Source organism: Streptomyces sp. NPDC034103, assembly GCF_055575395.1.
On record NZ_JBVISS010000032.1, the window covers coordinates 1 to 19,552 of the forward strand.

A 19,552-nucleotide genomic window follows, 5' to 3' on the forward strand; every position below is an offset into this window, starting at 1 on the left:
CTCAAACGCCGGACGGGCTGAAAGACAGGCACCGGCGCCACGGCGGGAAGAGGAACGCACCGGGGCTGGAAGCGGCCGGTCCCACGCACCGCCACCGGCGCCACGGCGGGAAGGGGACGTACCGGGGGGTGCCCGCCCGCAGTGTCGGGCGTCCGACCGACAGCACAGCTCGGTCCCACGGCTGCGCCCGACCGAGGACGGACACCCCCCGGTACGGCCCCGACCCCCCACACACCGCGCAGGCGCAACGCGCACCCCCACCCACAAGCCACAGGCCGCCGCAGGCACCGACGCGCACCGCCCCCGCCCCCGCCCCCCCACATGCGCCCCCCACCCCACAGGTCCAAGCTGAAAGAACCACCAACCCGGCCGAGGAGGACCCCATGCCCACCCCAGACCTCTTCGCCCTCTCACAGATCAAGGGCCCGGTCCTACGCCCCACCGACGAGGCCTACGCCACCGAAGTCACCGGCTTCAACCTGGCCGCCGCCCACACCCCCGACATCGTCATAGGCGCCACGGACGCCGCCGACATCGTCACCGCCCTCCGCTGGGCGACCAGCACCAACACCCCCGTCGCCGTCCAGGCCACCGGCCACGGCGCGAACTTCCCCATAGAGACCGGCCTGCTGATCAACACGTCCCGCATGACGGACGTACGCATAGACCCAAGCACCCGCACCGCGACGATCGCCGCAGGCGCGAAGTGGCGCCACGTCATAGACGCCGCCGCCCCCCACGGCCTCGCCACCCTCAACGGCTCCTCCACAGACGTCGGCGCCATCGGCTACACCCTCGGCGGCGGCCTCCCCGTCCTCGGCCGGGCCTACGGCTACGCCTCCGACCTGGTCCGCTCCTTCAAGGTCGTCACCGCGGACGGCACCCTCCACGAGGCCGACGCGACCCACGCCCCCGACCTCTTCTGGGCCCTGCGCGGCGGCAAGGGCAACGTAGGCATCGTCACGGAGATGACCACCGAGCTCCCGAGACTGTCCCGCATCCTCGGCGGCGGCATCTACTGCGCGGGCGAGGACGCCGAGCCCCTCCTGCGCGCCTGGGCGGAGTGGACCCCGACGGTCCCCGACGAGATGTGCACCGGCTTCACCCTGCTCCGCCTGCCCCCGCTCCCGGAGATCCCCGAGCCCTTGCGCGGCCGCTTCTGGGCCAGAGTGGCGGTCGCCTGGACCGGCGACGAGGCAGAGGGCCAGAACCTCCTGGCCCCGCTGCGCGCCGCGGCTCCGGTGGTCTTCGACACGGTGGCGGAGATGGACTACACGGCCGTCGACATGATCTACCAGGACCCTCACGATCCCCTCCCGGCCCGAGAGTCCTGCGGCTGCCTGGGCGAACTGACCCCCGACGCCGTCACGGCCCTCCTGGACCAGGCGGGCCCGGCCCACCCGGACCACCCGCTGCTCCTGGTCGAGCTCCGCCACATGGGCGGCGCCCTGTCCCGCCCGACGGCGACGGAGGACGCGGTCTGCGCGAGGAACGCCGCCTACCTCCTGGAGGCGGTGGGCGTCCTGGCGACCCCGGAGGCAGCCGCGGCCGTCGAAACGGCCACGACCGCCCTGTACGAGGCGATGACCCCGTACGCCACCGGCTGCACCATGCCCAACCTCCACGGCACCCCCGGCGACGCCGAGGACCGCGCCCGGGCCTGGACCCCGGAGATCTACGACCGCCTGCGCCGCACGAAGGAGACGTACGACCCCCACAACCTGCTCCGCTACGGCCACACGGTGGCCGCGGCCTGACCAGGCACCAGGCACCACGCACCACGCACCACGCACCACGCACCAAGCCCCAGAGACCAGGCACCAGGGATCAGGCGCCAGGCCCCAGAGACCAGGCACCAGAGCCCAGGCACCGGAGACCAGGGATCAGGGCCCCGGCATCACGTACTGGTGCTACGCCGCCGCCGAGCCCCCGGCCGCCGCTCACTGGGCCGGGTGACGGGATCCCCCGCCTCCAGCGCGGCCGCCCGCCGCTTGAGCCCGAAGTCCGCGAGCGCCTCGGCCAGCTTGTGCACGGACGGCTCGGGAGCCATCACGTCCACCCGGAGCCCGTGCTCCTCCGCGGTCTTGGCGGTGGCGGGACCGATGCACGCGATGACGGTCACGTTGTGCGGCTTGCCGGCGATGCCGACCAGGTTCCGCACGGTGGAGGACGACGTGAAGAGAACGGCGTCGAAGCCACCCCCCTTGATCGCCTCCCGCGTGTCCGCCGGCGGCGGCGAGGCCCGCACGGTGCGGTAGGCGGTGACGTCGTCGACCTCCCACCCGAGCTCGATGAGCCCGGCGACCAGCGTCTCCGTGGCGATGTCGGCCCGCGGCAGGAAGACGCGGTCGATCGGGTCGAAGACGGGGTCGTACGGCGGCCAGTCCTCGAGAAGACCCGCGGCGGACTGCTCCCCCGAGGGCACCAGATCCGGCTTCACACCGAACGCGACGAGCGCCTTGGCGGTCTGCTCGCCCACCGCGGCGACCTTGATCCCCGCGAAGGCGCGAGCGTCGAGCCCGTACTCCTCGAACTTCTCCCGCACGGCCTTGACGGCGTTGACCGAGGTGAAGGCGATCCACTCGTAGCGCCCGGTCACGAGTCCCTTGACCGCGCGCTCCATCTGCTGGGGCGTGCGCGGCGGCTCGACGGCGATCGTGGGCACCTCGTGCGGCACGGCGCCGTAGGACCGCAGCTGGTCGGAGAGCGAGGCCGCCTGTTCCTTCGTACGCGGCACGAGGACCCGCCACCCGAAGAGCGGCTTGGACTCGAACCACGACAGCTGCTCGCGCTGAGCAGCGGCGGACCGCTCACCGACCACGGCTATCACCGGCCGCCCGCCCTCGGGCGAGGGCAGCACCTTGGCCTGCTTGAGTGTCTGGGCGATGGTCCCCAGGGTGGCGGTCCAGGTCCGCTGACGCGTAGTGGTACCCGCGACGGTCACCGTCAGCGGCGTATCGGGCTTGCGCCCGGCGGCGACGAGCTCACCCGCGGCGGCGGCGACGGAGTCCAGCGTCGTGGAGACGACGACCGTCCCGTCGGACGCCCCGACCTCGGTCCAGCAGCGGTCGGAGGCGGTACGGGCGTCGACGAACCGCACGTCCGCGCCCTGGGCGTCCCGCAGCGGCACACCGGCGTACGCGGGCACGCCGACCGCGGCGGCGACACCGGGAACGACCTCGAAGGGCACCCCGGCGGCGGCACACGCGAGCATCTCCTCGGCGGCGTACGCGTCGAGCCCGGGGTCCCCGGACACCGCACGCACGACCCGCCTGCCGCCCCGCGCGGCCTCCATGACAAGATGTGCGGCATCCCGCACGGCGGGGACAGCAGCGGTTGTTGACGCGCCGTCAACAACCGTCAGTTGAGGCGCGCCTGGGCCCGGATGAAGATCCACCGAGGGATCCGCATCCGTGTCCACGACGGCGACGCCTGAGCGCGCGTGGACGCGTACGACGTCGAGCACCTCGTGCTCGGCGACGAGGACGTCCGCGTTCGCCAGCGCCTCGACAGCGCGCAGAGTCAGTAGCCCCGGATCCCCGGGTCCGGCACCCAGGAAGGTGACGTGCCCATGTGCAGGTCCGGCGGCAGGAAGGGCGGTGGGGCTCACAGTGCTCGCTCCCCCATCAGACCGGCCGCGCCCTGGGCGAGCATCTCGGCCGCGAGTTCACGGCCGAGCGCCATTGCCTGGTCGTGCGTCTCGGGCACGGGACCGGTGGTGGACAACTGCACCGTGCGAGAGCCGTCGGTGGTACCGACGACGCCCCGCAGGCGCATTTCCTTGACAATCTGCCCGTCGGCCAGCAGGTCGGCCAGCGCGCCCACAGGGGCGGAGCAGCCGGCCTCCAGGGCGGCGAGCAGGGACCGCTCGGCGGTCACGGCGGCCCGCGTGAACGGGTCGTCGAGCTCTCCGAGCGCGGCGATCAGGCCCGCGTTGTCCGCGGTGCACTCGATCGCGAGTGCTCCCTGGCCGGGAGCGGGCAAAACCGTGTCGACCGACAGGAAGTCGGTCACCTCGTCGATCCGGCCGATGCGACGCAGCCCGGCGGCGGCCAGCACGACGGCATCCAGCTCGCCGTCCCGCACGTACCGGATCCGCGTGTCCACGTTCCCGCGGATCGGAACGGTCTCGATGTCGAGGCCGTGGGCGCGCGCGTACCCGTTCAGCTGGGCCATCCGCCGCGGCGAGCCGGTGCCGATGCGCGCCCCGCGGGGCAGGTCGGTGAACTTCAGCGCGTCCCGGGCGACGATGACGTCCCGCGGGTCCTCGCGTTGGGGGATCGCGGCGAGCGAGAGCTCGTCGGGCTGCCCGGTGGGCAGGTCCTTCAGCGAGTGCACCGCGAAGTCGACCTCCCCCTTGAGCAGGGCCTCCCGCAGCGCGGTCACGAACACGCCCGTGCCGCCGATCTGCGCGAGCTGGGCCCGCGACACATCGCCGTACGTGGTGATCTCGACGAGCTCCACGGGCCGTCCGGTCACCTGGCTCACGGCGTCCGCCACCTGCCCGGACTGGGCCAGGGCGAGTCTGCTTCGCCTGGTCCCGAGCCGCAGTGCCTTCTCAGTCATGCCGACCCTCGGTTCTTGCTGTTCTTCTCGATGCTGTCCTCGGCGCGGGACACGGCGTCCACCGTCTCCTGGTCGAGGTCGAACAGGGTCCGCAGCGCGTCCGCGTACCCGGCGCCGCCGGGTTCGGCCGCGAGCTGCTTGACCCTGACGGTCGGCGCGTGCAGCAGTTTGTCGACGACACGCTTGACGGTCTGGGTGATCTCGTTGCGGTGCTTGTCGTCGAGGCCGGGCAACCGCCCCTCCAGCCGCGCCATCTCACCGGCGACGACGTCGGCGGCCATGGTCCGCAGCGCGACGACGGTGGGTGTGATGTGCGCGGCCCGGAGCGCCGCCCCGAAGGCGGCGACCTCGTCAGCGACGATACGCCGCACCTGGTCGACGTCGGCAGCCATCGGAGCGTCGGCGGAGGCGTCGGCGAGCGACTCGATGTCGACGAGCCGCACCCCGCCGATCCGGTGCACGGCGGCGTCGATGTCCCGGGGCATGGCGAGGTCGAGCAGGAAGAGCACGGGAGCGGGCCGCGGAGCGACCGGCTCGGGCTTGCGCCGTTCCGGGATCCGCGCCCCGGTGGCGGCGACGGCGGCCAGCGCGGCGATGGCCTCGGCCTCGTCGGCGGCGCTGTGGGTCCGGCAGGCCCCGTTGTCGACCCAGGCGGCATGCTGCTCGAGCTCGGCGGCGGCCATCCCGGCGACGGCGGCTTCCCCGAGCACGGAGAACCCGGCGGTGGCCGGAACGGAGTTCAGGTCGAGCGGGCAGGTGTCGTCGGTCTGCTCACCCGGGCCGCGGGTGTGGGTGCCGCCCAGGGCGGCTCCCGACCCGAGGCGGGGCGGCACGCCGTGAGCGCCGGGCTGCGCGACCAGCCCCCGCGCGGCGCCGGACGCGGAGACGGCCGCGGCGACCGTCGAGGCGGTGAGCACCAGCCCCGTGGCCCCGGTGCACGACACCACGACGTCGGCACGTGTCAGCTCGCCGGGCACGGCGCCCATGGCGACGGCGCGAGCCATCACGCCCGTCTCCGCGGAACCGTCGTTCAGGATCTCCGCGAGCCGCTCGGCCCGCTCGGCGGTCCGGTTCGCGACGACGATCTCCGCCACCCCTGCCCGCGCCAGCGTCGCCGCGGCCAGCGACGACATCGACCCGGCCCCGATGACGAGCGCCTTCTTGCCGCGCGCCCAGTCCTGCACCGGGGCGCCCGCGGAGAGCTGCTCCAGCCCGAACGTCACCAGCGACTGCCCGGCCCGGTCGATCCCGGTCTCGGAGTGCGCCCGCTTGCCGACCCGCAGGGCCTGCTGGAAGAGGTCGTTCAGCAGTCGTCCGGCGGTGTGCAGATCCTGCGCCTTGGCCAGCGAGTCCTTGATCTGCCCGAGGATCTGCCCCTCCCCGACGACCATGGAGTCGAGCCCGCAGGCGACGGAGAACAGGTGGTGGACGGCCCGGTCCTCGTAGTGCACGTACAGATACGGCGTGAGTTCGTCGAGCCCCACCCCGCTGTGCTGGGCGAGCAGCGTGGACAGCTCGGCGACACCGGCGTGGAACTTGTCCACGTCGGCGTACAGCTCGATGCGGTTGCACGTGGCCAGCACCGCGGCCTCGGTGGCCGGCTCCGCGGCGACGGTGTCCTGCAACAGCTTGACCTGGGCGTCAGCGCTCAGCGCCGCCCGCTCAAGCACGCTGACGGGTGCGCTGCGGTGGCTCAGGCCCACAACGAGGAGACTCATGCCGGCATCACGGCGGGTACGTCCCCGTCGGGCTCTTGGTCGGCGGAGTCGCCACGACCGGCGGCGGCCTGACGGGCGCCGTCGGCTGCCGCGGCCTCCTCACCGGCCTTGCGCTGCTCGTGGAAGGCGAGGATCTGGAGTTCGATGGAGAGGTCCACCTTGCGCACGTCGACGCCGTCCGGGACGGACAGCACGGTCGGCGCGAAGTTCAGGATGGAGGTGACCCCGGCGGCCACGAGCCGGTCGCAGACGGGCTGCGCGGCACCGGCGGGGGTGGCGATGACGCCGATGGAGACCCCGTTGTCCTCGATGATCTTCTCGAGGTCGTCCGAGTGCTGCACCGGGATCCCGGCGACGGGCTTGCCGGCCATGGCCGGGTCGGCGTCGATGAGGGCCGCGACCCGGAACCCGCGGGAGGCGAACCCGCCGTAGTTGGCGAGGGCGGCGCCGAGGTTTCCTATACCGACGATCACTACCGGCCAGTCCTGGGTCAGGCCCAGTTCGCGGGAGATCTGGTAGACGAGATACTCGACGTCGTACCCCACACCACGGGTGCCGTAGGACCCGAGGTAGGAGAAGTCCTTGCGCAGCTTCGCGGAGTTGACCCCCGCCGCGGCCGCGAGCTCCTCGGAGGAGACCGTGGGCACCGAGCGCTCCGACAGTCCGGTCAGCGCGCGGAGGTACAGCGGAAGCCGGGCGACGGTGGCCTCGGGAATCCCTCGGCTGCGGGTCGCCGGTCGGTGAGTTCGGCCAGTTGCCACGGTGCTCCTGCGGGTAGAGCGGGGCTTAAGGCGGTCACACGTACCTGGACCGCCCCGTCGAATGCAGGCTATGTCTTTGTGAACGCGTGCACAAAGATGGTGTCCGATTTGCCCGGCCAACGTGACCGGGGTCACGCACGTCTGTCTCGGGGGCAAAACCGCACACTCTCCTCAACAATCCCGCCCCCCAGGACCAAGTCGCCATCGATCCTAAGCGACCGGCCGGGCCATTTGGACTACTCGGTCAGTGCCGACCTCAGGCGCTTCTCGTCCACGCGCCAGAAGGTGTGCTGCTCCCCGTCGACGAGGACGACCGGGATCTGCTCCCAGTACTGGTCGTGGAGCTGGGGGTCCTGGGTGATGTCCTTCGACTCCCAGGGGACCCCGACCTCCCCGCACACCTTCTCGACGACGATCTGTGCGTCATCGCACAGGTGGCATCCGGGCTTGCGGATGAGCGTGACGAGCCGGTCCTCAGGGGCCTTGGCCGGCTTGCGGCGGAAGATGGGACTCATGTCGGCCATTCTCGCGCGGACCTCGACCCGACCTGGAGCGCTTGTTCACCGGCTCGGCCGCGCAGAGTTCACATCCTCCGAACCTCGCCGCTCCGGAAGCTCCGAACAAACTGGCTATGCTCACGCCATGGCCGCTCTCGGATGGCTCACTCCCCGTAGGCGCTCCGCCACGGCGCGGAGCGTGTTGGCAGGCGAGGCCTCGGCGGAGGCCGCGCGCAAGACGTCACAGGAGGTCGTCGAGGCCTCCACCCCCGGCGCGGAGCCGGAGTTCCCGGTCCTCGGCGACGACAAGGCAGCCGCCTTCTTCGATCTCGACAACACCGTCATGCAGGGCGCCTCGCTGTTCCACTTCGGCCGCGGCCTGTACAAGCGGAAGTTCTTCGAGACCCGCGAGCTCGCCCGCTTCGCCTGGCAGCAGGCGTGGTTCCGGCTGGCGGGCATCGAGGACCCCGAGCACATGCAGGAGGCCCGCGACTCGGCCCTGTCGATCGTCCAGGGCCACCGCGTCGCCGAGTTGATGTCCATCGGCGAGGAGATCTACGACGAGTACATGGCCGAGCGCATCTGGCCCGGCACCCGCGCCCTGGCCCAGGCCCACCTGGACGCGGGCCAGAAGGTGTGGCTCGTCACGGCGGCCCCGGTGGAGATCGCCGGCGTGATCGCCCGCCGCCTCGGCCTGACCGGCGCGCTCGGCACGGTCGCGGAGTCGGTGGACGGCGTCTATACGGGCAAGTTGGTGGGCGAGCCGCTGCACGGCCCGGCGAAGGCGGAGGCGGTCCGTGCCCTGGCCGCGGCGGAGGGCCTGGACCTGGGCCGCTGCGCGGCCTACAGCGACAGCCACAACGACATCCCCATGCTCTCCCTGGTCGGCCATCCCTACGCGATCAACCCGGACTCCAAGCTCCGCAGGCACGCGAGGGAACTGGACTGGCGTCTGCGCGACTACCGCACCGGCAGGAAGGCCGCGAAGGTCGGCATCCCGGCGGCGGCGGGCGTAGGAGCGGTCGCCGGAGGCACTGCAGCCGCGATCGCTTTGCACCGCCGCCGCCGCTGACCCACCCAGGGGCGCGGGGAACTGCGCGACCAGCCACGACGAGCCCGCGCCCGAAAGACAAGAAGTACCCCCACCTCCTCCATCCAGTCCTCTTGTCGGCACACGGCCACAACACGCCCCGACCCTGACCGGAATCCGATCTCAACTGATCAACAAACGGTCACTCTCCGGCACTTGAACAGCCGTCATTCGGTTACAGAAGCGACGTAATCGATGATTTGAGCAACTGGGTGTAGCAGTGCCTGCACGAAGCGTTATTCTCCTCAGACGCATACCGGTACCCCTCCGTCGCTACGACGGGTGAACGGTCCCGCACTGCACGTGATGGAAGCTCTGCCTCTGGGAGTCCCGTGTACCCACACGTCGGGGTTGACGCCTCGGGCCTGGCTACGCTGCGCGCAACGGTCCAAGACCTGTTGCGCGGCTTCGTCCCCACCGCGTACGCCGTCCCCGCCCTCGCCGTAGCCACGGCACCGATCGGCCCGTGCTACGCACTGGCCGACGGTTCCGCGGCCGTCGGCAGAAGAGGGCGTTCGACCGGCACCACCACCGCGCGCCGACCGGCCGCGGACAGCGACAGCGCCCGCATGATGGACCTCGTGGAGCGGGCACAGGCCGGCGAGGCCGACGCCTTCGGGCGCCTCTACGACCAGTACAGCGACACCGTCTACCGCTACATCTACTACCGGGTGGGGGGCAAGGCGACCGCCGAGGACCTCACCAGCGAGACGTTCCTGCGCGCGCTGCGCAGGATCGGGACCTTCACCTGGCAGGGCCGTGACTTCGGCGCCTGGCTCGTGACGATCGCCCGGAACCTCGTCGCCGACCATTTCAAGTCGAGCCGCTTCCGCCTGGAGGTGACCACCGGCGAGATGCTCGACGCCAACGAGGTCGAGCGGTCCCCGGAGGACTCGGTGCTGGAGTCCCTCTCCAACGCCGCCCTCCTGGAGGCGGTGCGCCGCCTGAACCCGCAGCAGCAGGAGTGTGTGACGCTCCGCTTCCTCCAGGGGCTCTCCGTCGCCGAGACCGCCCGCGTGATGGGCAAGAACGAGGGTGCCATCAAGACCCTCCAGTACCGGGCCGTGCGCACCCTCGCCCGGCTCCTCCCGGACGACGTCCGCTGACAGGGGCGGTCTGACGGGGCGAATCGGCGGGGCGAACTGACAGGGGCACGCTCGGTGACTGCCAACTCGCTGTCGGTGAAAGTCCGTTGACTTCCCGATCCGATCATCCGCAGTCCGTAACCCAAGTGCCGCGCCACTCGTTGTGCGGGATGCAGGCTCCCTGTGGTCACTCCCTGGCCGACTTCGATCACCCGATCGTGTGGAAGTGGTCAGAGCGTGCAACCCTCAGGACCCCCTGGGGAGTCGACCGTCATGACGAGAGGAGGTGCCGCCAGTGATCGCGAACGTCTCGGCACACCGGCGGGCGAACGCCTTCGCCCAGGCCCTGGAGGAGCAGTCCGACCGGGGCCCGGCGGCCGAGCAGTCCGAAGGTCCGGACCCGGCCCCGGCAGCCGCGGAACGGACCGAGCAGGGTCGCATGCTGACCCTCGCGGAGTGTCTCGGCGAGCTGCCCAGGCCGGAGCTGAACCCTGAGGTCAAGGTCGTCCAGCGGGCCCAATTGGTGGCCGCGTTCGAGGCCATGCTCCAGGAAGGCACCGTCGGGGGCGAAGCAACGGATCCTTCGGTGCCCGAACAGCGCTCGCACCGGGCCCGAGGAGCGCACCGCGCGTCCCCGCTGGGCAAGCTGCGACCGCGTTCCCGGCTCACGAAGGGCCTGGCCGCCGGCGGACTCAGCGTCGGAGTCGCCGCGGGCGCCTTCGGCGGGGTGGCCGCCGCCAGCTCGGACGCCCTCCCGGGCGACTCGCTGTACGGCCTCAAGCGCGGCATCGAGGACTTCAAGCTCACCTATCTGTCCGACGGGGACGACGAGCGCGGCCAGGCCTATCTCGACCAGGCCTCCACCCGCCTCAACGAAGCCCGCCGGCTGATGGACCGCGACCGCGGCGGCCACCTCGACCACGAGTCCGTCGGCGAGATCCGCCGGGCCCTGTCGGGAATGCAGCACGACGCCGCGGAGGGCCACCGGCTGCTCCACGAGGCCTACGAGCGCGACCCGGGCTCGCTGGGCCCCATCCAGGCTCTCGACGCCTTCTCCCGCTCGCACCGGGAGGTCTGGGGCGCGCTCCGCGACCGGTTGCCGGTCCAGCTCGGCGACGTCAGTCAGCAGGTGTCGTCGGTGTTCGACGCCATAGACCAAGAGGTCGCTCCGTTGCAGTCCCTGCTCCCCGAGGCCCCGGCCCAGGGTGGCGGCGACGGCAGGCGCCAGGGCGGTTCCGGCTCGCCGTCCACCGGCGCGTCCGGCTCCGACCGCCCGGCCGCGCCCAGCACCGGCAGCGGCAGCTCCGACAGCAGCGGTTCGAACGGCAAGGACCGCCCGAGCAACTCGTCCACGTCGGGCAGCGCCGACGACGGCCTGCTCGGCGGCAACACCGGCGGCCTCCTGGACCCCACCCAGGACAGCACCAGCCCCGCCTCCCCGTCCACCAGCATCCCCGCCCAGCCGGACGTCACCCTCCCGCCCCTCCTCCCGGGCCTCCTGCCGGGTCTGGGCATCGACGCCGAGGACGCGGACTAGCACCACCGACACGACGACGGGGGCGCCCTCCACCAGGAAGGGCGCCCCCGTCGTCGTACTCCTGGAAGGCCTTAGAAGAACACCGACCGGCGCTGTACCAAGAGCTTGTACAGCGTGTGCTGGATCTGTTCGCGTACCTGGTCCGTCAGGTTGAACATCAGCATCGGGTCCTCGGCCGCCTCCGGTGGATAGCCGTCCGTGGGGATCGGCTCGCCGAACTGGATGGTCCACTTCGTCGGCAGCGGGATCGCGCCGAGCGGGCCGAGCCACGGGAAGGTGGGGGTCAGCGGGAAGTACGGGAAGCCGAGGAGACGGGCGAGGGTCTTGGCGTTGCCGATCATCGGGTAGATCTCCTCCGCGCCGACGATCGAGCACGGGATGATCGGGGCGCCCTGCCGCAGAGCCGTGGAGACGAACCCGCCCCGGCCGAAGCGCTGGAGCTTGTAGCGCTCGCTGAAGGGCTTGCCGATGCCCTTGAAGCCCTCCGGCATCACACCGACCAACTCGCCCTGCCCGAGCAGCCGTTCGGCGTCCTCCGCGCAGGCCAGCGTGTGGCCGAGCTTGCGGGCGAGCTCGTTGACCACCGGCAGCATGAAGACGAGGTCCGCGGCCAGCAGCCGCAGATGCCGCCCCGCGGGGTGGTTGTCGTGGACGGCGACCTGCATCATCAGACCGTCCAGCGGGAGCGTCCCGGAGTGGTTGGCGACGATCAGCGCGCCCCCCTCCGCCGGGATGTTCTCGATGCCCTTCACCTCGACGCGGAAGTATTTCTCGTACACCGGCCGCAGCAGGGACATCAGGACCTGGTCGGTCAACTCCTCGTCGTACCCGAAGTCGTCGACGTCGTAGTCACCGGTGAGCCGGCGGCGCAGGAAGGCGAGGCCGCCCGCGATCCGCCGCTCGATACCGCCGTCTTCCCGCGCCGTCGGCGGCGGCTGTTCCTCACGCGTCACAGGGACATCATCCCGCCCCGGCCCGGGCGTGGGCAGGGGCTGGACCCCACGGACCGGCGAGGGCTCCTTGCGCCGGCTCCCCGTGGCCCGGCGACGCGACGGCCGCTGTACGGCGGCCCCGCGGGACCGGTCGTCGTCGAACGGAATGACCTTGGCGTCCGCCATCGTTGATGCGCTCCTCAGTTGGCGCTCTGCGTCGGGGGTTGGCCGCCGCCCAGGGCGGGCAGCGCGGCGATCCGGTCGACGGCCCCCGCGAGGGCCTCGGGCGGCAGCAGTCCGGGTCCGCGACCTCGGACGAAGTCCGCGAACGTCTCCGCCGTCGTGTACTTCGGCCGGAATCCGAGCGTCTCCCGCATCTGGACCGTCGACACGACCCGGCCGTGCGTGAGCAGCCGGATCTGCTCGGGCGAGAAGTCCGTCATCCCGAGCGTACGGACCAGCGAGCCGGCCCAGGTGACCGCCGGCAGCAACAGCGGCACGGTCGGCCGCCCCAGCCGGCGCGCGCACTGCGACAGCAGCAGCACCCCGTCACCGGCGATGTTGAACGTCCCGCTGTTGAGGGTGCCCCGCTCCGGCTCGTGCGAGCCGATGCGCAGCACCTCGATCACGTCGTCCTCGTGCACGAACTGCAGCCGCGGGTCGTAACCCAGCACGGTCGGCAGCACCGGCAGCGTGAAGTACGAGGCGAGGGGGGTGTCCGCGCTGGGTCCCAGGATGTTGGCGAACCGCAGCACACACACGGCCACATCGGGCCGCCGCCGCGCGAACCCCCGTACATAGCCCTCGACCTCGACCGTGTCCTTGGCGAAGCCGCCGCTGGGCAGCGACTTGGGAGGGGTGGTCTCGGTGAAGACGGCCGGATCACGGGGCGCGGACCCGTAGACGTTCGTACTGGACTTCACGACCAGGCGCTTGACGGTCGGCGACTTCTGACAGGCACCGAGCAGCTGCATGGTGCCGATGACGTTGGTCTCCTTGACCGTGGTCCGGCCGGCACTGCCCAGCGGCATGGCCGTCACGTCCAGGTGTACGACGGTGTCGGCGCCCGCCTGCGCGAGGACCCGCGCGATGGTGGCCTGCCGGATGTCGGCCTGGATGAACTCGGCGCCGCCCAGGTGGTGCTCGGGGGCCACCGCGTCCACGGCGATCACCCGGTCCACCTGGGGGTCACGCTGGATCCGTCGTACGAACCGGCCCCCCAGCTGACGGGCCGCTCCGGTCACGAGCACGACCTTGCCCAAGATTCAGCGCCTTTCTTCCAGCACTCGTCCCCTGCGTACCCTGCCGCGTTCCCCGTGTCCGGCCAACTTAGCGGGTCGGCGTTGCGCTGTGATGACCGCCCAATGCGTGACGTCACGACGTCCGCGGTCGTACGACCGGACCGCCCAAGCGGTGTCGGACGTACGCGGAGGCTCCCGTCCGGGTCCGGATATGCGTGTGGCCCCCCACCGGGTGTGGTGGGGGGCCACAATCACGCTGCTTGCGCGGCGTCGCCTTACTTCTTGTTGCGACGCTGCACGCGCGTGCGCTTGAGCAGCTTGCGGTGCTTCTTCTTAGCCATCCGCTTGCGCCGCTTCTTGATAACAGAGCCCACGACTACCCTCGCTCACTTCTCATCACTCGGTGTTTGGGCGCCATGGGCCCATACGACCTACGAGGGGCCAGCCTACCCGCCCGAGCGCTGAGGTCGTAATCGAGGGGGAACGGGGAGATCCGGACCTTGTCCTGAGGATCCCCCCGCCCCACAACCGTCAGGCGGTTTCCACCCCCACGTAGCTCTCGCGAAGGTACTCGTGAACCGCTTGCTCCGGGACGCGGAACGAACGTCCCACCCGGATAGCGGGCAGATGACCGCTGTGCACCAACCGGTACACGGTCATCTTCGACACTCGCATCACCGAGGCGACTTCCGCCACGGTAAGGAACTGAACCTCGTTCAGAGGCCTCTCGCCAGCTGCCATGACACACCTGAACCTTCCGCACTCGACGGTCACCGGCTTCCCCTTCCGGTGACTCTTCGTCGCTGCGTGCTCACTCCCCAGACTAGGGGCGGGTGATGCGAGTGGGGAAGAGGTGCACCCATCGGCGGCCTACTGTGACAGACACGCTCGATTGAGTACGTAGCGGGTAAGCGGCCGGTAGTAATCAGACCGCACAGCGTCATCAAGTGGAACGACGACGGACACGACCCCCTCCGCCTCCCCCACGAAGAGGGCGGGGTCATCGGTATCGGCCAGCCCAATGGCCTCAAACCCCAGCTGACCTGCCCCGCAGACCCACCCGTGATCCCCGATGACCAGCTCGGGGAGCGGTCCCCCGGCGTCCGCGGCGGCCGCCAGGACGGTCCGAACCGGCAGGGGTGAGTGCGTGTGTGCGCCGGTCGCACAACCGGGGCGGGAGTCTCCCGGATCTCTCACGAGCGCGACTCCTCGTACGTAGTCAAGGTTGTACGTACGTAGACCGAACCGGGTCGTTATGTCGACACAACGACCATACGCGGGGGTGAGGACGGCACATCCCGCCGCCGACAGGGCGTCCGCCAACGCGGCGTAGAAGTCGAGCAGTCGATGGGGGTGCCCGGTCCCCAGGAGCACCGGAGCGCGGCGCTCCGCGGCGACACCGACCCGATCAGCGAAGGCGTCGAGAGCGACCAGGGTTCGCTCAGGGTCGATCACATCATGCCCCTGAGTGTGTCGCGGGTCGCCGGAAACCCCACATTTAGCTGCCATCAGTCCGATCACATCCCGCTGCCCCCACGTCCACTCGGGATCGATCCCGATCAGCACGCGTGGGTCACGAGCGGCGAAAAGCCGGTAACTGCGCAGACTCTCCTCCCGCGAGGTGGCCACGGGCCCGGCCAGACGAGCAGCCAGCAGATGGGCGCGCAACGCTTGGATGCTCAACACGGGAGCGATGGTGACGGACGACAGCCGGGGCCGACAGGGGAACGGGGAAACACCGCACAGTCGGCGTAACGCACACGCCACTACGGCAACAGCCGCCGCTACGGCAACAACCGGCCAGGGCAGCAGCAGCCGACGCCATGGCAGCGGCCCGCCAGGGCAGCAGCCCCGCCACGGCACCAACCCGCCAGCGCAGCAGCCCCCGCGCTACGGCAGCAGCCCCGCAGCGGGGACAACGGCCCGGGCAGCCCCGCCACGGCACCAACCCGCCGACGCAGCAGCCCCCGCGCTACGGCAACAGCCGCCACTGCGGCAACAGCCCGCCAGGGCTGCCGTCCCCGCTACGGCAGCAGCCCCGCAGCCCCGCCACGGCAACAACCCGCCGACGCAGCAGCAGCCGACGCCACGGCAGCACCCCGCTACGGCGACAGCCGCCGCCGCGGCAACAGCTGCCGCTACGGCAACAGCCCCCGCAGCGGGAACACCGCCCGCCGAGCCGCCAGCACCGCCTGGTCCAACCGGTCCGCCGGGTCGTAGCCCGCGTCCCAGTCGGCCCAACTCACCGGCCACCGGCCGTCCGTCATCCGCATCGGCGCCAACTGCCGGGTGCGGGCGAAGACTTCCTGTCGCCAGCTCTCCGGGATCACTGTCTCCGGCGCGATCTGCCGCCCCGCCGCGATCCCCACCAGATGCGTCCACGACCGCGGCACCACCTCGACCACCGCGTATCCGCCACCGCCCAGCGCCACCCACCGACCGTCGGCGTACTCGTGCGCCAGATCGTGACAGGCCACCTGCACGGCCCGCTGCGCGTCCAACGACACGGCCAGATGCGCGAGCGGGTCCTCGAAGTGCGTGTCGGCCCCGTGCTGCGTCACCAGCACCTGCGGCCGGAAGTCCGCGATCAGCTCCGGCACCACCGCGTGGAAGGCCCGCAGCCACCCCGCGTCCCCGGTCCCCGCCGGCAACGCCAAATTCGCCGCAGCGCCCTCCGCGGAGTCCGCCCCCGTCTCCTCCGGCCACCCGGTCTGCGGGAACAACGTCCGCGGATGCTCGTGCAGCGAGATCGTCAGAACCCGCGGATCCTCCCAGAACGCCGCCTGCACCCCGTCCCCGTGATGCACGTCGACATCGATGTAGGCGACCCGCTCGGCCCCGAGCTCCAGCAGCCGCGCGATCGCCAGCGAGGCGTCGTTGTAGATGCAGAACCCGGACGCGCTGCCCGGCATCGCGTGATGCAGCCCACCCGCGAAGTTCACCGCGTGCAGAGCGTCCCCACGCCACACCGCCTCGGCCGCCCCGACCGACTGCCCCGCGATCAGCGCGGACACCTCGTGCATCCCCGCGAACGCCGGATCATCCATCGTCCCGAGCCCGTACGACCCGTCCGCCGCCCCGGGATCCGCCGACGCCGCCTTCACGGCCGCGATGTAGTCCTCCCGGTGCACGAGCCCCAACGTCGACTCCCCGGCGGGCTTGGCGGACACCACGTCCACCTCCCGGTCCAGCCCGAAGGCGGACACCAGACCCCGGGTCAGAGCCAGCCGGACCGGATCCATCGGATGGTCCGGACCGAAGTCATAGCCCGTTACTGCCTCGTCCCACATCAGCTGTGCGCGACCGCTCATGCCCGCCACCGTATCGGTCCGGTTGAGCCTCGAACGACCGGGCGTACACAAGCGTCACCAGCACCAACACCATCGGCACCAGCATCGCCCCGCGATAGCTCCACGCGTCGCCCAGCGCCCCCACCAAGGGCGAACCGACCAGAAACCCCACATAGTTGAAGACATTGAGCCGAGCCACAGCCGCGTCGGAGGCCCCGGGGAACAACCGCCCGGCGGCCGCGAAGGTCTGCGGCACGAGCACACACAACCCCAGCCCCAGCAAGGTGAACCCGAGCATCCCGACCCACGCCCCGGGCGCCAGCGCCACCACACCGAACCCCAGCGCCGACACCAACGCCCCCGCCCGCACCACCAGGACGGCCCCGAACCGCCGTACCCCGAAGTCCCCGAGACCCCGCCCGATCAACGTCGTGACCATGTAGACGTTGTACGGCACGGTCGCCAGCTGCTCGCTGCTCCCGAGCACGTCCTGGAGATACTTCGCGCTCCAGTTGGAGACCGTCGAGTCCCCGATGTACGCGAAGGTCATCACCAGGCACAGCGGCAACAGCATCCGGAAGGCGACGGCCCCGCCCTCGGCACCCGCCCCGCCCTTGTCCGCCTGCGGCTCCGGCTCGGCGCCCCCGTCGACGTACCACCGACTCCCGACGAACGCGGCCGGCAGCAGCACGGCCACCACGGGCAGATACGACACGAGCAACGCGAGATCCCAGTGCGCCCCCACCCACGCCAGCGAGGCCCCCACGATCCCGCCGAGGCTGAACACCGCGTGGAAGCTGAGCATGATGCTCCGCCCGTACGCCCGCTGCAGACTCACCCCGAGCATGTTCATGGACGCGTCCAGCACACCCACCGCGAGCCCGAACGCGGCCAACGCGAGCCCCAGCTCGACCGTCGCGTCCCCCGCCCCGACCCCCAGCAGCGCCAGCAGCACGACGGGCTGGGCCCACCGCAGCAGCCGGCTGGGCGGTATCCGCCGCACCAGCTTCTCGGTCGTCACGCTCCCGACCCCGGCGAGGATCGGCACGGCGGCCAGAAACGCCGGCAGCAACGCGTCGGAGACCCCGTACCGGTCCTGGATGGCCGGGATCCGGGTCACCAGCAGGGCGAAGGCGGCCCCCTGGGCGAAAAAGCTGAACGCCAACGAGGCCCTGCCGCGCCGCAGCACATCTGTCATGGCGGCGAGCGTAGGGCCCCGGGCTACCCGTGGGTAGATCCAGCCAAAGATGAATTTCCCTCAGCTTCACCCCGGGCTGCCTCAGGCGGCGACACCCACCCCGGCCCTCACAGCCTCCTCGGCGGCCGTGACCTCGGCACACAGCAACCGCGCCATCGGCTCGGCGGCGACCACCCGGCTCACCATGAACGCCAGCACCATGGCCCCGACCAGGATCACGGACCCGAGCCACACCATGGTGTCCACGGGCAGCGTGTACGCCCCGACCACCCGTACCCCACACTCCGCGAGCAGTACGACACCCCACACCACCGAGAAGGCCCGCTCCGCCCTCCGGAACTCCGCCGACCCGACCGCCAGCCGCTCCCAGGCGGCCTCCCTCACCGGGTCCCCCTGCACCAGGAAGGGCCTGAACGCCGCCGTCATCATCGGCCGCCCCCACACCACCGACGCGAGAACGGCGATCCCGATCACGCTGCTGACCCCGCTGTCCTTGGCGAGCATCAGCCGCGGGTCACCGGAGACGAGGCTCAGCAGCAGCGACACCGCGTTCACACAGAGGATGAGCGCGGCGAGCCCGTTCAGCTTCCGCTCCCCCACCGCACACCACACCGTCCGCACGGCAGGCACCGCACTGCTCCAGGCCAGCGCCGCGAAGGTGCCCATCCCCAGGGCGCCCTTGAAGAGGTAGTACGACCCGACCGGCACCGCCACGTCCACGATCAGCGGGCCGAAGGTGCTGAGCTTGCTCGTCCTCGTCGTCATGCCCCCAGCGTCTCGTCGACCCCGGGTGCCACGGTAGGAACGATCGTCCGGAGCTCGGCATGACAATTGTCAGACGCCGGATCACGCCAGGAGGTCCGCCAACTCCCCCATGTCGGAGAACAGTTGAGTGGCCCCAGAGAGCCGCTCGGCAGGCGTCATGGCGGTGAACCCGTACACATCCATCCCGGCCGCCACAGCCGCCTGAACGCCCAGTGGACTGTCCTCGACGACGACACACCGCTCCGGCGCCACCCCCATCCGCTCGGCGGCGTACAGGAACAGATCCGGCGCCGGCTTCCCCCGCCCCACATCCTGCGAACTGAAGACCCGCGTCTCCTCGAACCACCGGTCCAACCCCGTCGTCCGATGCCCCACCCGGATCCGCTCATGGCTCCCGGACGACGCCACGCAGTACGGCACCCCGTCCGCCGCGAGCTTCTCCAGCACCCCCACGGCACCCGCCACGGGCTTCAACTCCCGCTCGAACGCGGCGAACACCCGGCCATGAAAGACATCATCGAAGTCCCCCGGCAACCGCTGCCCGGTCCGCTCCTCGATCAGATCGTGGATCCGATGCATCGCGGACCCCATGTAGTCCCGAATCGAGTCCTCGTACGACGTCGGGTGCCCGAGCTCGGTCAGATAGGCGGCGAGCAGCCGGTTGGAGATCGGCTCACTGTCCACGAGGACGCCGTCGTTGTCGAAGATAACCAGGTCATAGCGCATACCTGAACCCTAAATGCAAAAAAGCCCACGCCTAATGGCGTGGGCCTTTTCTAAAATTTGTTCGGCGGTGTCCTACTCTCCCACAGGGTCCCCCCTGCAGTACCATCGGCGCTGTGAGGCTTAGCTTCCGGGTTCGGAATGTAACC

18 protein-coding genes and 1 rRNA gene are annotated in these 19,552 nt (G+C 70.9%); 4 read left to right on the forward strand and 15 right to left on the reverse strand.

Annotated features, from left to right (window positions below):
• The first annotated feature begins 383 nt into the window (after positions 1-383).
• Positions 384-1,757, forward strand: coding sequence for an FAD-binding oxidoreductase (locus tag ACZ56U_RS39610; protein ID WP_469088797.1), 1,374 nt, complete (start codon positions 384-386; stop codon positions 1,755-1,757).
• A 140-nt stretch (positions 1,758-1,897) separates the two neighbouring features.
• On the opposite strand, the gene ACZ56U_RS39615 is transcribed toward ACZ56U_RS39610, so the two are convergent.
• The 5 genes from ACZ56U_RS39615 to ACZ56U_RS39635 all read right to left on the reverse strand — a co-directional run bounded on the left by ACZ56U_RS39615 (position 1,898) and on the right by ACZ56U_RS39635 (position 7,569).
• Entirely contained in the window at positions 1,898-3,610 is a 1,713-nt protein-coding gene (locus ACZ56U_RS39615) for a bifunctional uroporphyrinogen-III C-methyltransferase/uroporphyrinogen-III synthase (RefSeq protein ID WP_469088798.1), read from the reverse strand.
• On the reverse strand, positions 3,607-4,566 hold the full coding sequence (gene hemC, locus ACZ56U_RS39620; RefSeq protein ID WP_391245323.1) for a hydroxymethylbilane synthase: 960 nt from the start codon (positions 4,564-4,566) through the stop codon (positions 3,607-3,609). Before hemC ends, ACZ56U_RS39615 begins: the two co-directional genes overlap by 4 nt.
• Positions 4,563-6,284 (reverse strand): glutamyl-tRNA reductase, encoded by a 1,722-nt coding sequence (locus tag ACZ56U_RS39625; RefSeq protein ID WP_469088799.1) that lies wholly within the window; start codon positions 6,282-6,284, stop codon positions 4,563-4,565. Before ACZ56U_RS39625 ends, hemC begins: the two co-directional genes overlap by 4 nt.
• Positions 6,281-7,045 carry a redox-sensing transcriptional repressor Rex gene (locus tag ACZ56U_RS39630; RefSeq protein ID WP_469088800.1) on the reverse strand — a complete coding sequence of 255 codons (765 nt, stop codon included), beginning with the start codon at positions 7,043-7,045 and terminating at the stop codon, positions 6,281-6,283. The genes ACZ56U_RS39625 and ACZ56U_RS39630 overlap by 4 nt, the downstream gene beginning before the upstream one ends.
• Positions 7,046-7,281: 236 nt before the next feature.
• Complete coding sequence (locus ACZ56U_RS39635) at positions 7,282-7,569, reverse strand: glutaredoxin family protein (RefSeq protein WP_469088801.1); 288 nt, start codon at positions 7,567-7,569, stop codon at positions 7,282-7,284.
• Between the two features lie 118 nt (positions 7,570-7,687).
• Between ACZ56U_RS39635 and ACZ56U_RS39640 the strand changes: the two genes are divergently transcribed.
• The 3 genes from ACZ56U_RS39640 (at position 7,688) to ACZ56U_RS39650 (ending at position 11,254) form a co-directional block, all read left to right on the forward strand.
• Entirely contained in the window at positions 7,688-8,614 is a 927-nt protein-coding gene (locus ACZ56U_RS39640) for an HAD family hydrolase (RefSeq protein WP_469088802.1), read from the forward strand.
• Positions 8,615-8,964: 350 nt separating this feature from the next.
• Positions 8,965-9,738, forward strand: a complete 774-nt coding sequence (locus ACZ56U_RS39645) for an ECF subfamily RNA polymerase sigma factor, BldN family (RefSeq protein WP_469088803.1) — start codon at positions 8,965-8,967, stop codon at positions 9,736-9,738.
• Between the two features lie 274 nt (positions 9,739-10,012).
• Positions 10,013-11,254, forward strand: a complete 1,242-nt coding sequence (locus ACZ56U_RS39650) for a DUF5667 domain-containing protein (RefSeq protein WP_469088804.1) — start codon at positions 10,013-10,015, stop codon at positions 11,252-11,254.
• A gap of 71 nt (positions 11,255-11,325) precedes the next feature.
• Here ACZ56U_RS39650 and ACZ56U_RS39655 read toward each other — a convergent pair whose 3' ends face one another.
• The 10 genes from ACZ56U_RS39655 to rrf all read right to left on the reverse strand — a co-directional run.
• Positions 11,326-12,372: a lysophospholipid acyltransferase family protein gene (locus tag ACZ56U_RS39655; RefSeq protein ID WP_469088805.1), complete on the reverse strand. Its 1,047-nt coding sequence runs from the start codon at positions 12,370-12,372 to the stop codon at positions 11,326-11,328.
• Between the two features lie 14 nt (positions 12,373-12,386).
• The gene (locus tag ACZ56U_RS39660; RefSeq protein WP_469088806.1) at positions 12,387-13,448 is read right to left on the reverse strand and encodes an NAD-dependent epimerase/dehydratase family protein; all 1,062 of its coding nucleotides are present in this window, start codon (positions 13,446-13,448) and stop codon (positions 12,387-12,389) included.
• Positions 13,449-13,702: 254 nt separating this feature from the next.
• Entirely contained in the window at positions 13,703-13,801 is a 99-nt protein-coding gene (locus tag ACZ56U_RS39665; RefSeq protein ID WP_003948845.1) for a 30S ribosomal protein bS22, read from the reverse strand.
• A gap of 157 nt (positions 13,802-13,958) precedes the next feature.
• A complete protein-coding gene (locus ACZ56U_RS39670) occupies positions 13,959-14,168 on the reverse strand; it encodes a helix-turn-helix domain-containing protein (RefSeq protein WP_093781815.1) in 210 nt (69 codons plus the stop codon).
• Between the two features lie 129 nt (positions 14,169-14,297).
• A complete protein-coding gene (locus tag ACZ56U_RS39675; protein WP_469088807.1) occupies positions 14,298-15,113 on the reverse strand; it encodes a phosphatase in 816 nt (271 codons plus the stop codon).
• Positions 15,114-15,565: 452 nt separating this feature from the next.
• Positions 15,566-16,738: an acetoin utilization protein AcuC gene (locus tag ACZ56U_RS39680; protein ID WP_469088808.1), complete on the reverse strand. Its 1,173-nt coding sequence runs from the start codon at positions 16,736-16,738 to the stop codon at positions 15,566-15,568.
• Positions 16,689-17,915, reverse strand: coding sequence for an MFS transporter (locus ACZ56U_RS39685; RefSeq protein ID WP_469088809.1), 1,227 nt, complete (start codon positions 17,913-17,915; stop codon positions 16,689-16,691). Before ACZ56U_RS39685 ends, ACZ56U_RS39680 begins: the two co-directional genes overlap by 50 nt.
• A gap of 81 nt (positions 17,916-17,996) precedes the next feature.
• A complete protein-coding gene (locus ACZ56U_RS39690) occupies positions 17,997-18,680 on the reverse strand; it encodes a VC0807 family protein (RefSeq protein WP_469088810.1) in 684 nt (227 codons plus the stop codon).
• Positions 18,681-18,761: 81 nt separating this feature from the next.
• On the reverse strand, positions 18,762-19,406 hold the full coding sequence (locus tag ACZ56U_RS39695) for an HAD family hydrolase (RefSeq protein WP_469088811.1): 645 nt from the start codon (positions 19,404-19,406) through the stop codon (positions 18,762-18,764).
• Positions 19,407-19,465: 59 nt separating this feature from the next.
• Positions 19,466-19,552 (reverse strand): 5S ribosomal RNA (gene rrf / locus ACZ56U_RS39700); the annotation flags it as partial.